This is a genomic window from Streptomyces sp. WMMB 714 (genome assembly GCF_900090125.1).
GTDB classification, from domain to species: Bacteria; Actinomycetota; Actinomycetes; order Streptomycetales; family Streptomycetaceae; genus Streptomyces; species Streptomyces daqingensis.
In genome coordinates, this window is the sequence record NZ_FMHJ01000006.1 from 432415 (window position 1) to 447495 (window position 15081).

13 protein-coding genes are annotated in these 15081 nt (G+C 71.5%); 9 read left to right on the forward strand and 4 right to left on the reverse strand.

Going from position 1 to position 15081, the window contains the following annotated elements:
- Nucleotides 1–8: 8 nt before the first annotated feature.
- On the reverse strand, nt 9–686 hold the full coding sequence (locus tag H181DRAFT_RS13975; RefSeq protein ID WP_045864689.1) for a GntR family transcriptional regulator: 678 nt from the start codon (nt 684–686) through the stop codon (nt 9–11).
- A gap of 351 nt (nt 687–1037) precedes the next feature.
- Between H181DRAFT_RS13975 and H181DRAFT_RS13980 the strand changes: the two genes are divergently transcribed.
- From H181DRAFT_RS13980 to fdhD, 8 genes are all read left to right on the forward strand, one after another.
- The gene (locus tag H181DRAFT_RS13980; RefSeq protein WP_045864690.1) at nt 1038–1739 is read left to right on the forward strand and encodes a class I SAM-dependent methyltransferase; all 702 of its coding nucleotides are present in this window, start codon (nt 1038–1040) and stop codon (nt 1737–1739) included.
- A gap of 172 nt (nt 1740–1911) precedes the next feature.
- Nucleotides 1912–3321, forward strand: a complete 1410-nt coding sequence (locus H181DRAFT_RS13985; RefSeq protein WP_045864691.1) for an L-lactate MFS transporter — start codon at nt 1912–1914, stop codon at nt 3319–3321.
- Nucleotides 3293–3451 (forward strand): MFS transporter small subunit, encoded by a 159-nt coding sequence (locus tag H181DRAFT_RS29445; RefSeq protein WP_175439763.1) that lies wholly within the window; start codon nt 3293–3295, stop codon nt 3449–3451. The genes H181DRAFT_RS13985 and H181DRAFT_RS29445 overlap by 29 nt, the downstream gene beginning before the upstream one ends.
- A gap of 165 nt (nt 3452–3616) precedes the next feature.
- Nucleotides 3617–4594: a 2-dehydropantoate 2-reductase gene (locus H181DRAFT_RS13990; RefSeq protein WP_045864692.1), complete on the forward strand. Its 978-nt coding sequence runs from the start codon at nt 3617–3619 to the stop codon at nt 4592–4594.
- Complete coding sequence (locus tag H181DRAFT_RS13995) at nt 4591–6543, forward strand: molybdopterin oxidoreductase family protein (RefSeq protein ID WP_045864693.1); 1953 nt, start codon at nt 4591–4593, stop codon at nt 6541–6543. The genes H181DRAFT_RS13990 and H181DRAFT_RS13995 overlap by 4 nt, the downstream gene beginning before the upstream one ends.
- 8 nt (nt 6544–6551) lie before the next feature.
- Nucleotides 6552–8531 carry an NAD(P)H-dependent oxidoreductase subunit E gene (locus H181DRAFT_RS14000; protein WP_045864694.1) on the forward strand — a complete coding sequence of 660 codons (1980 nt, stop codon included), beginning with the start codon at nt 6552–6554 and terminating at the stop codon, nt 8529–8531.
- Nucleotides 8528–9394, forward strand: a complete 867-nt coding sequence (locus H181DRAFT_RS14005; RefSeq protein WP_045864695.1) for a 2Fe-2S iron-sulfur cluster-binding protein — start codon at nt 8528–8530, stop codon at nt 9392–9394. Before H181DRAFT_RS14000 ends, H181DRAFT_RS14005 begins: the two co-directional genes overlap by 4 nt.
- 101 nt (nt 9395–9495) lie before the next feature.
- Nucleotides 9496–10350: a formate dehydrogenase accessory sulfurtransferase FdhD gene (gene fdhD / locus H181DRAFT_RS14010; protein WP_045864696.1), complete on the forward strand. Its 855-nt coding sequence runs from the start codon at nt 9496–9498 to the stop codon at nt 10348–10350.
- Between the two features lie 124 nt (nt 10351–10474).
- On the opposite strand, the gene H181DRAFT_RS14015 is transcribed toward fdhD, so the two are convergent.
- From H181DRAFT_RS14015 to H181DRAFT_RS14025, 3 genes are all read right to left on the reverse strand, one after another.
- Entirely contained in the window at nt 10475–10912 is a 438-nt protein-coding gene (locus tag H181DRAFT_RS14015) for a VOC family protein (RefSeq protein WP_045864697.1), read from the reverse strand.
- A 1-nt stretch (nt 10913) separates the two neighbouring features.
- Nucleotides 10914–11498 (reverse strand): DinB family protein, encoded by a 585-nt coding sequence (locus tag H181DRAFT_RS14020; protein WP_045864815.1) that lies wholly within the window; start codon nt 11496–11498, stop codon nt 10914–10916.
- 157 nt (nt 11499–11655) lie between these two features.
- Nucleotides 11656–12678, reverse strand: coding sequence for a bile acid:sodium symporter family protein (locus H181DRAFT_RS14025; protein WP_078895720.1), 1023 nt, complete (start codon nt 12676–12678; stop codon nt 11656–11658).
- 476 nt (nt 12679–13154) lie between these two features.
- On the opposite strand from H181DRAFT_RS14025, the gene H181DRAFT_RS14030 reads away from it, so the two are divergent.
- Nucleotides 13155–14981 carry an AMP-dependent synthetase/ligase gene (locus H181DRAFT_RS14030; RefSeq protein ID WP_045864698.1) on the forward strand — a complete coding sequence of 609 codons (1827 nt, stop codon included), beginning with the start codon at nt 13155–13157 and terminating at the stop codon, nt 14979–14981.
- Nucleotides 14982–15081 lie beyond the last annotated feature (100 nt).

The window sequence follows — 15081 nt, forward strand, 5'->3', positions numbered from 1 at the left end:
GCGCGGGCTCAGGCAGGTTCGCGCTCGTGGTACGAGCTGCGGGTGTGCTCCGTGTGCTCCCTCATGACGGCTGTCGCCCGCGCCTCGTCGCCGTCGGCGATGGCGGCGATCAGCGCGCGGTGCTCGATCCACGACTGGGCGCCGCGCTGCCGCGCCACGGGCGTGTAGTACCAGCGCACGCGGCGGTCGACCTGGCTGGCCAGCTCGGCGAGGACGGGGTTGCCCGCGAGCTGCATCACCCTCGCGTGGAACGCCGCGTTGGCCTCCACGACCGCGTCGACCTGGTCGCCGCCGACGGCCTCCTCGCCGCGGCGGCACAGCTCCTCCAGCTCCGCGACGCCCTGGGCGTCCGCGTTGACGGCGGCGAGCCGGGCGGCCTCGGCCTCCAGCAGCGTCCGGACGGTCAGGAGCTGGTCGGCCTCGTCCTCGGTGGGCTCGTGCACGAACGCACCCTGCGCGGGACGCAGATCGACCCATCCGTCGGTGTTCAGACGCTGCAGCGCCTCCCTCACGGGCTGGCGCGAGACACCGAGGTGCTGGGCGAGCTCGCTCTCGACCAGGTGCTGGCCCGGTCTGAGCGCGCGGGTGGTGATGAGCTGCAGCAACGCCTCGTAGACCCGCTCACGCAGCGGGCCGGGGCGCTCCAGCTTGGGCATGGTGCCTTCCGGCAGTCCGGCGGACAGCATTCCGCGACTCCTGACCCTCGACCGATTCTGGCTATTGAATACAGTCTACGAGGTGCATTGTCACTCCCGCGGGGAGCGGTGCCATCTTCTCCCACGTGTGACGCGTCACACGTGGCCCCCAACAGCCCACGTGCACGGGGGAGATGGCGATGCGAGGCGCCCACGGAACGGCCTCGCAGAACGGTCCACGCGCTCCGGACGGGAGATTCTCGCACGGCGGCACGTCCGTACATGCCCGGCGGAGCGGGCCGTCCCCGCAAGCTCGGACCCGGGGCCCGGCCGGCAGAGGACGACCGCACCCGCGGTTATTGCCGCGCGCCGCCACCGCCCGCCGTGCCACTCTCACCGTCCATGGACCCCGACTGGTTGCTCGACGAACTCGCCCACGCCGGCCCGGAACACCTGGACCCGGACTTCGTCGCCGGCTTCGACCGGAAGCAGGGCCGTCCCGATCCGGGCCCGGACATCGAGTTGCTGCTGGCGCACGGGCTGGGCGAGGACTCCGTGGTCGTGGACATCGGTGCCGGAACCGGGCAGTTCGCCGTACCCGCCGCGCGGCACTTCGGACGCGTCGTCGCTGTGGAGATCTCGCCCGCGATGCGGGACGTGCTGCGCGAGCGCGCCGCGAGGGCGGGTCTGACCGCTCTCGAGTGCGTTCCGGGCGGCTTCCTCGGCTACGAGCACGCCGGGGAGCCCGCCGACGCGGTCTTCACCCGCCACGCGCTGCACCAACTCCCCGATTTCTGGAAGGTGTTCGCACTGCGCCGGATCCACGCGGCGCTCAGGCCCGGAGGAGTCCTGCGACTGCACGACCTCGTCTACGACTTCGCCCCCGCCGACACGGAGACCGTCCTGGAGGGCTGGCTGTCGGGCGTGGCGGACGACCCCGCCGTCGCCTACACCCGGGCGGATCTCGCCGAGCACGTGCGCACCGAACACAGCACCTTCACCTGGCTGCTGGAGCCCATGCTCACCGCCGCGGGCTTCGAGATCACCGACTCGGCCGTGCGCGACTCGGTGTTCGCCTCCTACACCTGCGTGCGGACGGGCTGACCGCGCGGCCCGCACCGGACGGAGGAGGGCCTCACCCAACCGGCGCGCCCCGTACGGAGGTTGCACGCACCCGCACCGCGGCACGCACCCTCGTCGGCACCGCAGCGCATACAGTCGACAAATCCTGCCGCATCTATGGTCATCGGCGCGGCGCCTGCCTACAGTTCCGGCCATGACGCCCGGGTTTCTTGATCGCTCCCACACCGTCGCACCTCCCGGATGGAGCCGCTGGCTGGTTCCCCCGGCTGCGCTCTCGGTACATCTCTCCATCGGCCAGGCCTATGCCTGGAGCGTCTTCAAACCCCCGCTGGAGTCCTCTCTCGGGCTCTCCGGGACGGCCAGCGCGCTCCCCTTCCAGCTGGGCATCGTCATGCTCGGCCTCTCGGCGGCCTTCGGCGGGACGCTCGTGGAGCGCAACGGCCCCCGGTGGGCGATGTCGGTCTCGCTCCTGTGCTTCTCCTCCGGATTCCTGCTCGCCGCGCTCGGCGCCGCCCTCCAGCAGTACTGGCTCGTGGTCTTCGGCTACGGGTTCGTCGGCGGTATCGGGCTGGGCATCGGCTACATCTCCCCCGTCTCCACACTCATCAAGTGGTTCCCGGACCGCCCCGGCATGGCGACCGGGATCGCGATCATGGGATTCGGCGGGGGCGCGCTGATCGCCTCGCCGTGGTCGGCGCAGATGCTGGAGACGTTCGGCTCCGGCAGCGACGGGATCGCCGCGGCCTTCCTCGTCCACGGCCTGGTCTACGCGGTCTTCATGGCGCTGGGCGTACTGCTGGTCCGCGTGCCCGCGGAGGGCTGGCGGCCCCCGGGCAACCGGACGCCGCAGGAAAAGCAGGCCGAGCGGAGGCTGGTGACCACGGCGGACGTCTCGGCCCGCAACGCCGTCCGCACGCCGCAGTTCTGGTGCCTGTGGGTCGTGCTGTGCATGAACGTGACGGCGGGCATCGGCATCCTGGAGAAGGCCGCCCCCATGATCGGCGACTTCTTCGCCGGCACCTCCACCCCCGTCTCGGCCTCGGCCGCCGCCGGCTTCGTCGCGCTGCTCTCGCTGGCCAACATGTGCGGACGCTTCCTGTGGTCCGCCACCTCCGACATCATCGGCCGCAAGAACATGTACCGCGTCTACCTCGGCGTCGGGGCGCTGATGTACCTGGCCATCGTGCAGCTCGGCGACTCGTCCAAGCCGCTGTTCATCACGTGCGCACTGGTCATCCTCTCCTTCTACGGCGGCGGCTTCGCGACCGTACCGGCCTATCTGAAGGACCTGTTCGGCACCTACGAGGTGGGCGCCATCCACGGGCGGCTGCTGACGGCCTGGTCGACGGCGGGCGTGCTCGGCCCGCTCATCGTCAACTGGGTCGCCGACTCCCAGGAGAGCGCGGGGCGTTCGGGGCCGGGCCTCTACGGGCTCTCCCTCACCATCATGATCGGGCTGCTGGCCGTCGGCTTCGTCGCCAACGAGCTGGTGCGCCCCGTGAACCCCAAGTACCACGAGCCGCGGGCCGTTTCGGGCCACGAGGCCGGCGAGGCAGACGAGGAGGTGCCCGGCGATGACGACCGGCGACAGCAGCACACCTGACGGCGGCACCGTCCAGGCGGGCGGTGCCCGGGCGCCGCTCGGCGTCCTGGCGTGGCTCTGGGTCGGCCTGCCCATGGCGTACGGGCTCTACGAGCTGATCCAGAAGGCCGCCCAGCTCTTCACGGGCTGACGGAGGCGCCGCGGCGCCTGTAGCGGGGCAATTCGGGCTCACACGGAGCGGGATCGACCACTGCACGCCTCTTGCCCCGCGTGGAGGGCGAAGTGTATACAATATTCAGTCGACCATCCAAGTTCCATCCCACGCTCGGTCCCCTCAACCGATCGGAGAGCGGATATGAAAGTCGCAGTGGTCGGTGCCGGTGCAATCGGCGCCTACGTCGGAGCAGCGCTGCACCGCGGCGGCGCGGACGTGCACCTCATCGCCCGTGGCGCGCACCTGGCCGCCATGCAGGAGAACGGCGTACAAGTCCTCAGCCCGCGCGGTGACTTCACCGCACGCGTGCACGCCACCGACGACCCGGCCTCCATCGGGCCGGTCGATTACGTCTTCCTGGGCCTGAAGGCCAACTCCTATGCGGCGTGCGGGCCGCTGGTCCATCCCCTCGTCGGCGAGGACACGGCCGTCGTCGCCGCGCAGAACGGCATCCCCTGGTGGTACTTCCACGGCCTCCCCGGCCCGTACGAGGGCCGCCGCATCGAAAGCGTCGACCCGGGCGGCTCGGTCAGCGAGGTGCTGCCTCCCGAACGCGCCGTCGGCTGCGTCGTCTACGCCGCGACGCAGCTGGCGGGGCCCGGCGTCGTGCAGCACATGGAGGGCACGAGGTTCTCGATCGGCGAGCCGGACACCACCGACTCCTCGCGGTGCGAGGCGTTCAGCGAGGCCATGCAGGCGGGCGGCCTCAAGTGCCCCGTCGAGGCGGACATCCGCAACGACATCTGGATCAAGCTGCTCGGCAACATCGCCTTCAACCCGCTCAGCGCGCTCTCCCGGGCGACCATGGCGCAGATCTGCCGCCACCAGGACACCAGGGCGCTGGTCGAGACGATGATGCGCGAGACCCTCGCGGTGGCCGAGGCCGTCGGCTGCCGCCCCGACATCTCCGTCGAACGACGCCTCGCAGGCGCCGAGCGCGTCGGCGACCACAAGACCTCCACCCTCCAGGACCTGGAGAGCGGCAAGCCGATGGAGCTGGACGTGCTCCTGGCCGCGGTGGTCGAACTCGCAGCGCTGACCCGGACTCCCGTGCCGAAGCTCTGCGCCATCCACGCCGTCACCGACTTGCTGGCACAAACCGTAAGGAGCGCAGCATGAGGCAACGCGACCGCGGTAAACCGCCGTCGACGCAGTACACCCGCCTGACCCACCCCCTGGTACGGGACGAGAAGGGCGGGCCCCTCCGCAGGGCGACCTGGGAGGAGGCCCTGGAGAAGGCGACGGAGGGCTTCCGCCGGACACGCGACGAGCACGGCCCTGACGCCTTCGGGATGTTCTCCTGCGCGCGGGCGACGAACGAGATGAACTACGTCGCGCAGAAGTTCACCCGCGTCATCATGGGCACCCACAACGTCGACTCGTGCAACCGCACCTGCCACGCGCCCAGCGTCGCCGGCCTCTCCGCGGCCTTCGGCTCCGGCGGAGGCACCTCCTCCTACGAGGAGATCGAGACGACGGACCTGATCGTGATGTGGGGCTCCAACGCCCGGTTCGCGCACCCGATCTTCTTCCAGCACGTACTCCGGGGGATCCGCAACGGTGCCCGTATGTACGCCGTCGACCCGCGCCGTACGTCGACCGCCGAGTGGGCGGAGAGCTGGCTCGGCCTGAACGTGGGCACGGACATCCCGCTCGCCCACGCCATCGGGCGCGAGATCATCCACGCCGGGCTCGCCAACCACGCCTTCATCGAGCGGGCCACGACCGGCTTCGAGGAGTACAGGGACGAGGTCGAGCCCTGGACGCTGAGCGTCGCCGAGCAGGTCACGGGCGTGCCGGCCGACGCGATCCGCGACCTCGCGCACGCCTACGCCACCGCTGAACGCGCCCAGCTGTGCTGGACGCTGGGCATCACCGAGCACCACAACGGCACCGACAACGTACGGGCGCTGATCAACCTCTCGCTGCTGACCGGCCAGGTCGGGCGGTACGGCGCCGGCCTCCAGCCGCTGCGCGGGCAGAACAACGTGCAGGGCGGCGGCGACATGGGCGCCATCCCCGACAGGCTGCCCGGCTTCCAGAACGTCCTCGACCCCGAGACGCGGGAGAAGTTCGAGGCGGCCTGGGGCACCGCTCTGGAGCCGCGGCACGGGCGCAACCTCACCAAGATGTTCGAGGCCATGGAGAGCCGCGAACTGCGCGCCGTCTACTGCATCGGGGAGAACCCGGCGCAGTCGGAGGCCGACAGCGGGCAGGCCGTCGAGCGGATGCAGATGCTCGACCACCTCGTGGTGCAGGACATCTTCCTGACGAAGACCGCGGAACTCGCCGACGTCGTCCTGCCCGCCACGGCCGCCTGGTGCGAGACGGACGGCACCACGACCAACAGCGAACGCCGCGTGCAGCGCGTGCGCAAGGCGGTCGACCCGCCCGGCGAGGCCCGCGAGGACATCGACATCATCTGCGACATCGCGGCACGCCTGGGCCACGACTGGAAGTACGCGGACTCGGAGGCCGTCTGGGACGAGCTGCGTTCCGTCTCACCGCAGCACCACGGCATGACGTACGAGCGCCTCGCCGAGCACCACGGCATCCAGTGGCCCTGCCCCAGCACCGACCGGCTGGAGCCGACCTACATGCACGGCCGGCTGTGGGAGAAGGACCCGGAGAAGCGCGGCAAGCCGGCGCCCTTCGGCATCGTCAAGCACGACCCGCCCGTCGACCTCACCGACGAGGACTACCCGCTGCGGCTGACCACGGGCCGCCGGCTCGACTCGTACAACACCGGCGTGCAGAGCGGGAGTTTCGCGTCCCCGCTGCGGCGCGGCGAGTACGTGGAGCTGAGCCCCGAGGACGCCGAGCACTACGGCGTCGTCACGGAGGAGGAGGTGCGGGTCACCTCGCGGCGCGGGTCGGTGGTCGCGCCCGTCTGGGTCGACCCGATGCTCCGGCCCGGGCTGGCCTTCATGACGATGCACTTCCCCGACGAGGTCGACACCAACCAGCTGACCATCGAGGCCAACTGTCCCATCGCCGGGACCGCCGAGTTCAAGGCGTCAGCGATACGGATCGAGAAGCTGCCCGTCGCGGCAGCCGTGAGGAGCTGAGGGCTGCGATGGATCTGCGCTTCGGTGACAGCAAGCCGACGGACGAGGAGAAGGCCGCCGTCGACGAACTGCTCGGGCCGCCCGCGAGCGCCTGGGAGGGGGCGGACGACCGCAGCACCGGCGACCTCCGCTGGGCCCTGGGCGGACGGGACGCGCGGGAGCGCCGCGACCTGCTGCTGCCGGGGCTGCACGCGGTCAACGACAGGGTGGGCTGGATCAGTGAGGGAGCCCTGAGCTACCTCTGCCGGAGGCTGACCGTCCCCCCTGCCGAGGCCTACGGGGTGGCGACGTTCTACTCGATGTTCTCGATGCGTCCCCGGCCCTCCACGGTCGTGCACGTCTGCACGGACATCGCGTGCGCGGCGGCACCCGGCGCGGACGCCTTCCGGGCGGACGTCGAGCAGCGCCTCGGCCCGGCGGGCCGGGCTCGCGACGGAGTGGTCTGGGAGCCGAGCCCGTGCCTCGGCCTGTGCGAGCGCGCTCCGGCGGCGCTGGCGATACGGGCCGGGCAGGGCTGCCCGTCGGCCGCCGGGCCGGGCGCGGGCGCCGCGGAAGCGGCGTCGGCGCCTTCACCGAACGGCGCGAACGGCTCCGTGAACGGCGCGAACGGTTCCGGGCCCGCCTCCCCCGGCGCACCACGGGAGGACGCGTACGCGACCGCCGTCGTCGCCCCCGCCACGGCGGAGGCCGTCGAGGCGGCGGCCCGGGCCCCGCAGGCCGCTCCCGGGGAGCCCGGCGCGGGGCTGGCCGTACCGCAGGCCGGGGACCCGTCGCTGAAGCTGCTGTCCCGCATCGGCGTCGTCGACCCGGAATCCCTCGACGACTACCGCGCGCACGGCGGATACCGGGCGCTGCGCCGCGCCTTCGCGATCGGCCCGGCCGCCGTCCTGCGGGAGGTCACCGACTCGGGTCTGGTGGGGCGCGGCGGCGCGGCCTTCCCGACGGGCCGCAAGTGGCAGGCCACCGCGGCCCAGCCGGACCAGCCGCACTACGTGGTCTGCAACGCCGACGAGAGCGAACCGGGCACCTTCAAGGACCGGGTGCTGATGGAGGGCGACCCGTACGCGCTGATCGAGGCCATGACCATCGCCGGCTACGCGACCGGCGCGCACCAGGGCTACCTCTACCTGCGCGGCGAGTACCCCCGTGCGCTGCGGGTGCTGACCGGCGCCATCCAGCAGGCGCGTGCCCGGGGGCTGCTCGGCCCGGACGTGCTGGGGCAGGGGTACGCCTTCGACATCGAGATCCGGCGCGGCGCGGGCGCGTACATCTGCGGCGAGGAGACGGCTCTCTTCAACTCCCTGGAGGGCAACCGCGGCGAGCCCCGCTCGAAGCCGCCCTTCCCGGTGGAGAAGGGGCTGTTCGGGAAGCCGACGGCCGCGAACAACGTCGAGACGCTGGTGAACGTGCTGACCGTCCTGGAGCTGGGCGCCGAGGCGTACGCCGCCATCGGCACCGGCAAGTCCACGGGCCCCAAGCTCTTCTGCGTCTCGGGCAGCGTGGCGCGGCCCGGCATCTACGAACTGCCCTTCGGTGCCACGCTCGGCGAGCTGCTGTCCCTCGCGGGTGTCTCCGGGGACCTGCGGGCCGTCCTGCTCGGCGGCGCCGCCGGCGGCTTCGTCCGGGGCGACGAGCTGGACATCCCCCTCACCTTCGAGGGCACCAGGGCGGCCGGCACGACGCTCGGTTCGGGCGTGGTCCTCGCGCTGGACTCGAGCGTGCCGCTGCCGCGCATCCTGCTGCGCATCGCGGAGTTCTTCCGTGACGAGTCCTGCGGCCAGTGCGTGCCCTGCCGCATCGGCACCGTCCGGCAGGAGGAGGCCCTCGGACGTCTCGCCGAGCGGGCCGGCGGTCCGGAGGCGGCCACCGACATCGCGCTGCTCCGCGAGGTGGGAGAGGCGATGCGCGACGCCTCGATCTGCGGTCTGGGCCAGACCGCGTGGAACGCCGTGGAGTCCGCCATCGACCGACTGGGAGCCTACGCATGACCGCCGTACCGCTGAATCCCCCGCGCCGTCTCGTGGAGTTCACACTCGACGGCGAGCCCGCCCGGGTCCCCGAGGGCTCCACGATCCTCGACGCCTGCGACGCGGCCGGCAAGGACGTCCCGACGCTGTGCTACGGCGACACGCTCACGCCGAAGAACGCCTGCCGCGTCTGCGTCGTGGAGGTGGAGGGGTCGCGCACGCTCGCCCCGGCCTGCTCGCGCAAGGCGGAGCCCGGGATGGAGGTGCGCACCGACACCGAGCGGGCCCGGCACAGCCGGAAGATCGTCCTGGAACTGCTCGCCTCCGCCGCCGACCTGTCCACGACGCCGCGCGTCGCCGAGTGGATCAAGGAGTACGAGGCGAAGCCCGACCGCTTCGGCGAGGACGCCGCCATCCTCAACGACGGGCCGAAGGTCGACAACGACCTGTACGTCCGCGACCTGGACAAGTGCATCCTCTGCTACAAGTGCGTCGACGCGTGCGGGGAGCAGTGGCAGAACACCTTCGCCATCTCCGTGGCGGGCCGGGGCTTCGACGCCCGGATCTCCGTCGAGCACGACGGGCCCCTCACCGAGTCGGCGTGCGTCTACTGCGGCAACTGCATCGAGGTGTGTCCGACGGGCGCCCTCAGCTTCAAGTCGGAGTTCGACATGCGCCAGGCCGGCACCTGGGACGAGGAGCGGCAGACGGAGACGACGACGGTGTGCGCGTACTGCGGTGTGGGCTGCAACCTCACTCTCCATGTGCAGGACAATGAAATCGTCAAGGTCACCTCACCGCACGACAATCCGGTGACGCACGGCAATCTCTGCATCAAGGGCCGATTCGGCTATCAGCACGTCAGCAGCGGGAACGCGCCATGACGGACCGCTGACCGGCCGCGGTCCGGCCGGTCAGCGGCTCCACCGCACCCGGGGAACCGGCCGGACCGGCCACTGACGGACTCACCGACGGGACTGATCGAATGGGACGGGTCACAGAGCGACGGCGCGTGCTGCGCATCCGCGACGGGGCGGTCAGCACGCGCCCCGACACCCTCGTCGCCGAGGAGCCGCTGGAGATCCGGCTGAACGGCAAGCCGCTCGCCATCACCATGCGGACGCCGGGGGACGACTTCGCGCTGGCCGCGGGCTTCCTCGTCAGCGAGGGCGTGCTCGGCGCGGCGGACGAACTGGCGAACATCGTCTACTGCGCGGGCGCCACCGACGAGGGCCTCAACACCTACAACGTCGTCGACGTCCGTCTCGCGCCGGGCGTCGCCGTCCCCGACATCGCTCTCGAACGCAACGTCTACACCACCTCCTCGTGCGGGCTGTGCGGCAAGGCCAGCCTCGACGCCGTGCGCACGACCGCCCGCTGGTCCGTGGAGGACCCGCAGGACGCTCCCGTGCGCCTCGAACCCGAGGTGCTCTCCGCCATGCCGGACCGGCTGCGGGAGGCCCAGCGGGTCTTCGACCGGACGGGCGGCCTGCACGCCGCGGGCCTCTTCACGCCCGAGGGGGAGCTCCTGGACCTGCGGGAGGACGTGGGCCGGCACAACGCCGTCGACAAGATCGTCGGACGGGCGCTCCAGCAGGGGAGGCTGCCTCTGCGCGAGTGCGTCCTCATGGTGTCGGGGCGCGCTTCGTTCGAACTCGCGCAGAAGGCGGTGATGGCCGGGATCCCGGTCCTGGCCGCCGTCTCCGCACCGTCGTCGCTGGCGGTGGACCTGGCCGCGGAGAGCGGACTGACGCTCATCGGCTTCCTCCGCGGCGCTTCGATGAACGTGTACGCAGGTGAGCACCGGCTTGCTCTGCGCACAACAGCCGGCTGGGCCTGACGGTCTCGCCTGCTGCACGGGAAAAGGGCCCGGCCGGCGGGAGGCGCCCCCTGCGTCGGCCGGGCCCTGCCTCCCCGTGGTCCCTCCTGCCCGCGGCCGCTCCTCCCGCGCAGCCGGCCGCTGTTCAGTCCAGGCAGAACTCGTTGCCCTCGGGGTCGGCCATGATGATGAAGCCGGCGCCGAGAGGGGGATCCGGCTCATGGCGCGCGAGCCGTACGGCGCCGTGGGCGAGGAGCCGCTCGGCCGCCTCCTCCAGGGCCGCCATCCGCGCCTCGCCCTCCAGTCCGGGAGCGGCCCGCACGTCCAGGTGGACGCGGTTCTTGACCTGCTTGCCCTCCGGCACCCGCTGGAAGAACAGGCGCGGCCCGGAGCCGTCCGGGTCCACCACCGCGGAGGCGTCGTTGCGCTTCTCGGGCGGTACGCCCAGGGCTTCGAGGGCCTGGTCCCACGTGTCGTAGCCCGGGGGCGGGTCCTGAAGCCGGTAGCCGAGTGCCTCGGCCCAGAAGGCGGACAGCGCGGCCGGGTCGGCGCAGTCGACGGTGATCTGGATGTCTCGGGCCATGTCAGTTCGCCTCCTGGCGGGACGGCCGGCGGGTGTGGGCGTAGAGGTCGCGGAGCAGGCAGACCTCCGCGAGGTGGTGGGTCAGCTCGCGGTTGATGTGCAGCACCAGGGCGGCCAGCGGACGCTCGGCGTACGGTCCCTCGGCGGCGCCGCACGGGCGCATGAGACCGGACTCCCCGAGGGACTCGGCTCCGGCCCGCCACGCGGCGTACTCGGCGTCGAGCTGGGCCAGTGCCTCGTCGGCGGTCGCCGCGTAGTCGAAGGACTGGTAGTCGGCGGGCGCGCGGCCGAAGTGCGCGGCGTTGCGCACCGCGAGCACGCCGACGATGACGTGCCCCAGCCGCCAGGCGATCGTCGTGAGGGGCGCCGGGTCGGGCTCCGGCACGGCGAAGTCGATGGTCATGGCGCCGGAGCCGGCCTGCACGGGTGCGGTGCCCGTGCCGCGCGGCCGTACGCTCCAGCAGCCGGGCGCCGGCTCCCAGGTGTACTCGTCGTCGGTGAGCCCGTCGAGGCGGGGGCGCAGGTGGTTGCTCCAGTGCCAGTCGATCTGTTCCCGGAGCAGGGGATTCCAGGTCTGGTCGGTCATGGCGCCCACCCTTCCGCACATTGCGGACAGGGGCGTTCCTCGATCCGCCGGACGGGGAGAACGCGTGCCCCAGTGAGACGCGCGGCCCCCGGGCGGGCGACGGCAGCGGAACGCCGGGCCCGGCAGGCGCGGCTGCCCGAGCGCCCGGCCGGGAGTCCTACTTGCTGTACGTGAGCGACGGACTCTCGCCGTCTGCCCGCCTGGCCCCTCCCGAGGCGCGCACCTGCGGTGCCCCGGCCGCCCAGCGGCGGGAGACGAACGCGCAGACGATCAGCTGCATCTGGTGGAAGAGCATCAGCGGAAGCACGGCCAGCGCGGCGTGCGCCCCGAAGAGGACGCTGGCCATGGGCAGTCCGGCGGCCAGCGACTTGTTGGATCCGGCGAAGAGGGTCACCACACGGTCCTCGCGGGCGAAGCCCAGCCTGCCCGAGCCGTACCAGGTGAGCGCCAGCATCAGAGCCAGCAGCGCGGCCTCCACGCCGACGAGGGCGGTCATCCGCAGCGGCGTGATCTGCCCCCAGATCCCCTCGACGACGCCCTGGCTGAAGGCCGTGTAGACGACCAGCAGCACCGACCCCCGGTCGACGGCGCCGAGGACGCGCCGCCGGCGCGTGAGGAAGCCGCCGATCCAGCGCCGCAGCAACTGCCCGGCCAGGAACGGCGCGAGGAGTTGGCAGACGATGCCCACCAGCGCGTCGGCGCCGATCGCGGCGTGGCCGCCGATCAGCCAGGCCGCCAGGAGCGGCGTCGCGGCCATCCCGATGAGGCTGGAGTACGTCCCGGCGCAGATGGCCGCGGGCACGTTGCCGCGCGAGACGGAGGTGAAGGCGATGGAGGACTGGACGGTGGACGGCACCAGGCACAGGAAGAGCAGCCCCGCCTGGAGCTCCGGCGTCAGCACGTACGGCACGAGCCCGTGCGTCGCCAGTCCCAGCAGCGGGAAGACGGCGAAGGTGCAGGCGACGACCGTCAGATGGAGCCGCCAGTGCCGGACGCCCTGCAGCGCCTCCCGCGAGGAGAGCCGGGCGCCGTAGAGGAAGAAGATGAGCCCGACGGCGGCCTTGGTGCCCCATCCGAGAGCCGTGGCGGCGCCGCCGCTCGCCGGCAGGAGGACGGCGAGGAGGACGGTGCCGAGAAGCAGTGCGATGTAGGGGTCGGCCAGTCGTGCCAGGCGGTGCAAGGAACTCCCTCTGAAAATGCGGCTGCTGCGTACGGACGCATTCGCCGTACGGGCCGTGTGCACCGGAAAGGCGCGGTGCATCCCCGGAGATCGTATCGGCGCGGCCGGTGCCCCCGGAGCGCGGAGAGGCCCCTGCGGCATGGTCCGTGCGGTGTGATGCGTCACGGCGCCGGGGAGCGTTCGCCGTATCCGGTGTGCGCGGAAGCCCGGCGGCACGGCGCCCGGCGGGGGCGATTCGCCCCGCGCCGGGGGGTTCGCGGCTTGCCCTCGTCACGCGTACTGAGCGACCGGTTTACTCGGGGAGGTTCAGTGCAGAAACGTCGCGCGGGGTGCAACAACCTGGGAACGAGTTTCCGGAATGCCCGCAAATGCCAGGCTTGTTGGAAACAGCACCCCTCCCCACCAGCCGTTTCATCGGATACGGTCGCTCGCGCTGTGCAATACAGCTGTGCACTGCATGTCGAGGAGCAGAACCATTGCGCGAGTTCACCGTCCCGGCTGTGGCGCCCACGCCCCAAGTTGGGGGGCTGGCTGACGCCGTTTTCGACTATGCCACCGAGGACCCCGACCGGGTCGCGCTGTGCCGTAAGGATTCAGCAGGCCAGTGGCAGGACGTGACCGCCGCCGAGTTCCGCGACCAGGTACTGGCCATGGCCAAGGGGCTGCTGGCCGAGGGGATCCGCTTCGGGGACCGGGTCGCCCTGATGTCCCGCACGCGCTACGAGTGGACCCTCCTCGACTTCGCGCTGTGGTCCATCGGCGCCCAGGTCGTGCCCATCTACCCCACCTCCTCCGCCGAGCAGGTCTGCTGGATGATGCACGACGCGGAGGTCGCCGCGGCCATCGTCGAGCACGAGGACCACGCCATGACGGTGGGCTCCGTGATCAACCGGCTGCCGCGCCTGAAGCGGCTGTGGCAGCTGGACGCGCAGGCGGAGAAGGAACTCATGGCCGCCGGCACCCACCTCGACGACGACATCGTCCACCGCCACCGGCTCGCCGTCACCCCGGACTCGACGGCCACGATCATCTACACCTCGGGCACGACGGGACGCCCCAAGGGCTGCGTGCTCACGCACGCGAACTTCCTCGCCGACTCCGACGCCCTGATCCACCGCTACCAGAAGGTCTTCAGCTCCAAGCCGGGCGAACCGCCCTCGCTGCTGCTCTTCCTGCCGCTCGCGCACGTCTTCGGGCGGATGGTGCAGCTGGTGTGCGTCCGCGCGAAGCTGAAACTGGCGCACCAGCCCGTCATGGCGGCCGAGGCGCTGCTGCCGGACCTGGAGTCGTTCAAGCCGACGTTCATGCTCGCCGTGCCGCACCTGTTCGAGAAGATCTTCCAGGCGTCGCGCCGCAAGGCCGAACTCGAGGGCAAACTCGGCCCGTTCGAGAAGGCGGTGGACGTGGCGGTGCGCTACGCGGAGGCGGTCGAGCACAAGACCTTCCGCACGGGACCCGGCCCGAGCCCGGCCCTGCGGATCAAGCACCAGCTCTTCGACACCCTCGTCTACAGCAAGCTCCGCGACGCCATGGGCGGACGCTGCCACTCGGCGATGTCGGGCGGCTCGGCGATGGAGCGGCGCCTCGGGCTCTTCTTCGACGGCATCGGCATGCGCATCTACGAGGGCTACGGCCTGACGGAGACCAGCGCCGGAGCCTGCGTCAACCCGCCCGACAAGACCAAGTTCGGCACCGTCGGCCAGCCCCTGCCCGGAACGACGGTGCACATCGCCGACGACGGGGAGGTCTGGCTCCGCGGCGGCCAGGTCTTCCAGGGCTACCTCAACAACCCCAAGGGCACCGACGAAGCGCTGCACGACGGCTGGCTCGCGACCGGCGACCTCGGCTCGCTCGACGAGGACGGCTACCTGACGATCACGGGGCGCAAGAAGGAGATCCTGGTCACCTCGAACGGCAAGAGCGTCTCCCCCGGCGTCCTGGAAGAACGCGTCCGCGCGCACCCCCTGGTCGCCCAGTGCATCGTCGTCGGCAACGACCGCCCGTACGTCTCGGCTCTCGTCACCCTCGACCCCGACGCCGTCACGCACTGGCTGGCGATGCGGGAGAAGCCGGAGATGCGGGCGCAGGAACTGGTGCGCGACCCGGACCTCGAGACCGAGGTGCGCCGGGCCGTGGTGGCCGCCAACACGCAGGTCTCGCAGGCCGAATCGATCAGGACCTTCCGGATACTGGCCGCGCAGTTCACCGAGGAGCACGGCTTCGTCACCCCGTCCCTGAAGCTGAAGCGGAAGGCGATCGAGACCGCTTACGCGGTGGAGATCGAAGCCCTGTACCAGCACTGACCGCAGGTGGGGGTGCTCACGGCCCAACAGGAATGCCCCGCCGCGGATGATCGTTGAGTCATGTGGAAGAAGGACCTCGAACCACTGACCGACTCGACGT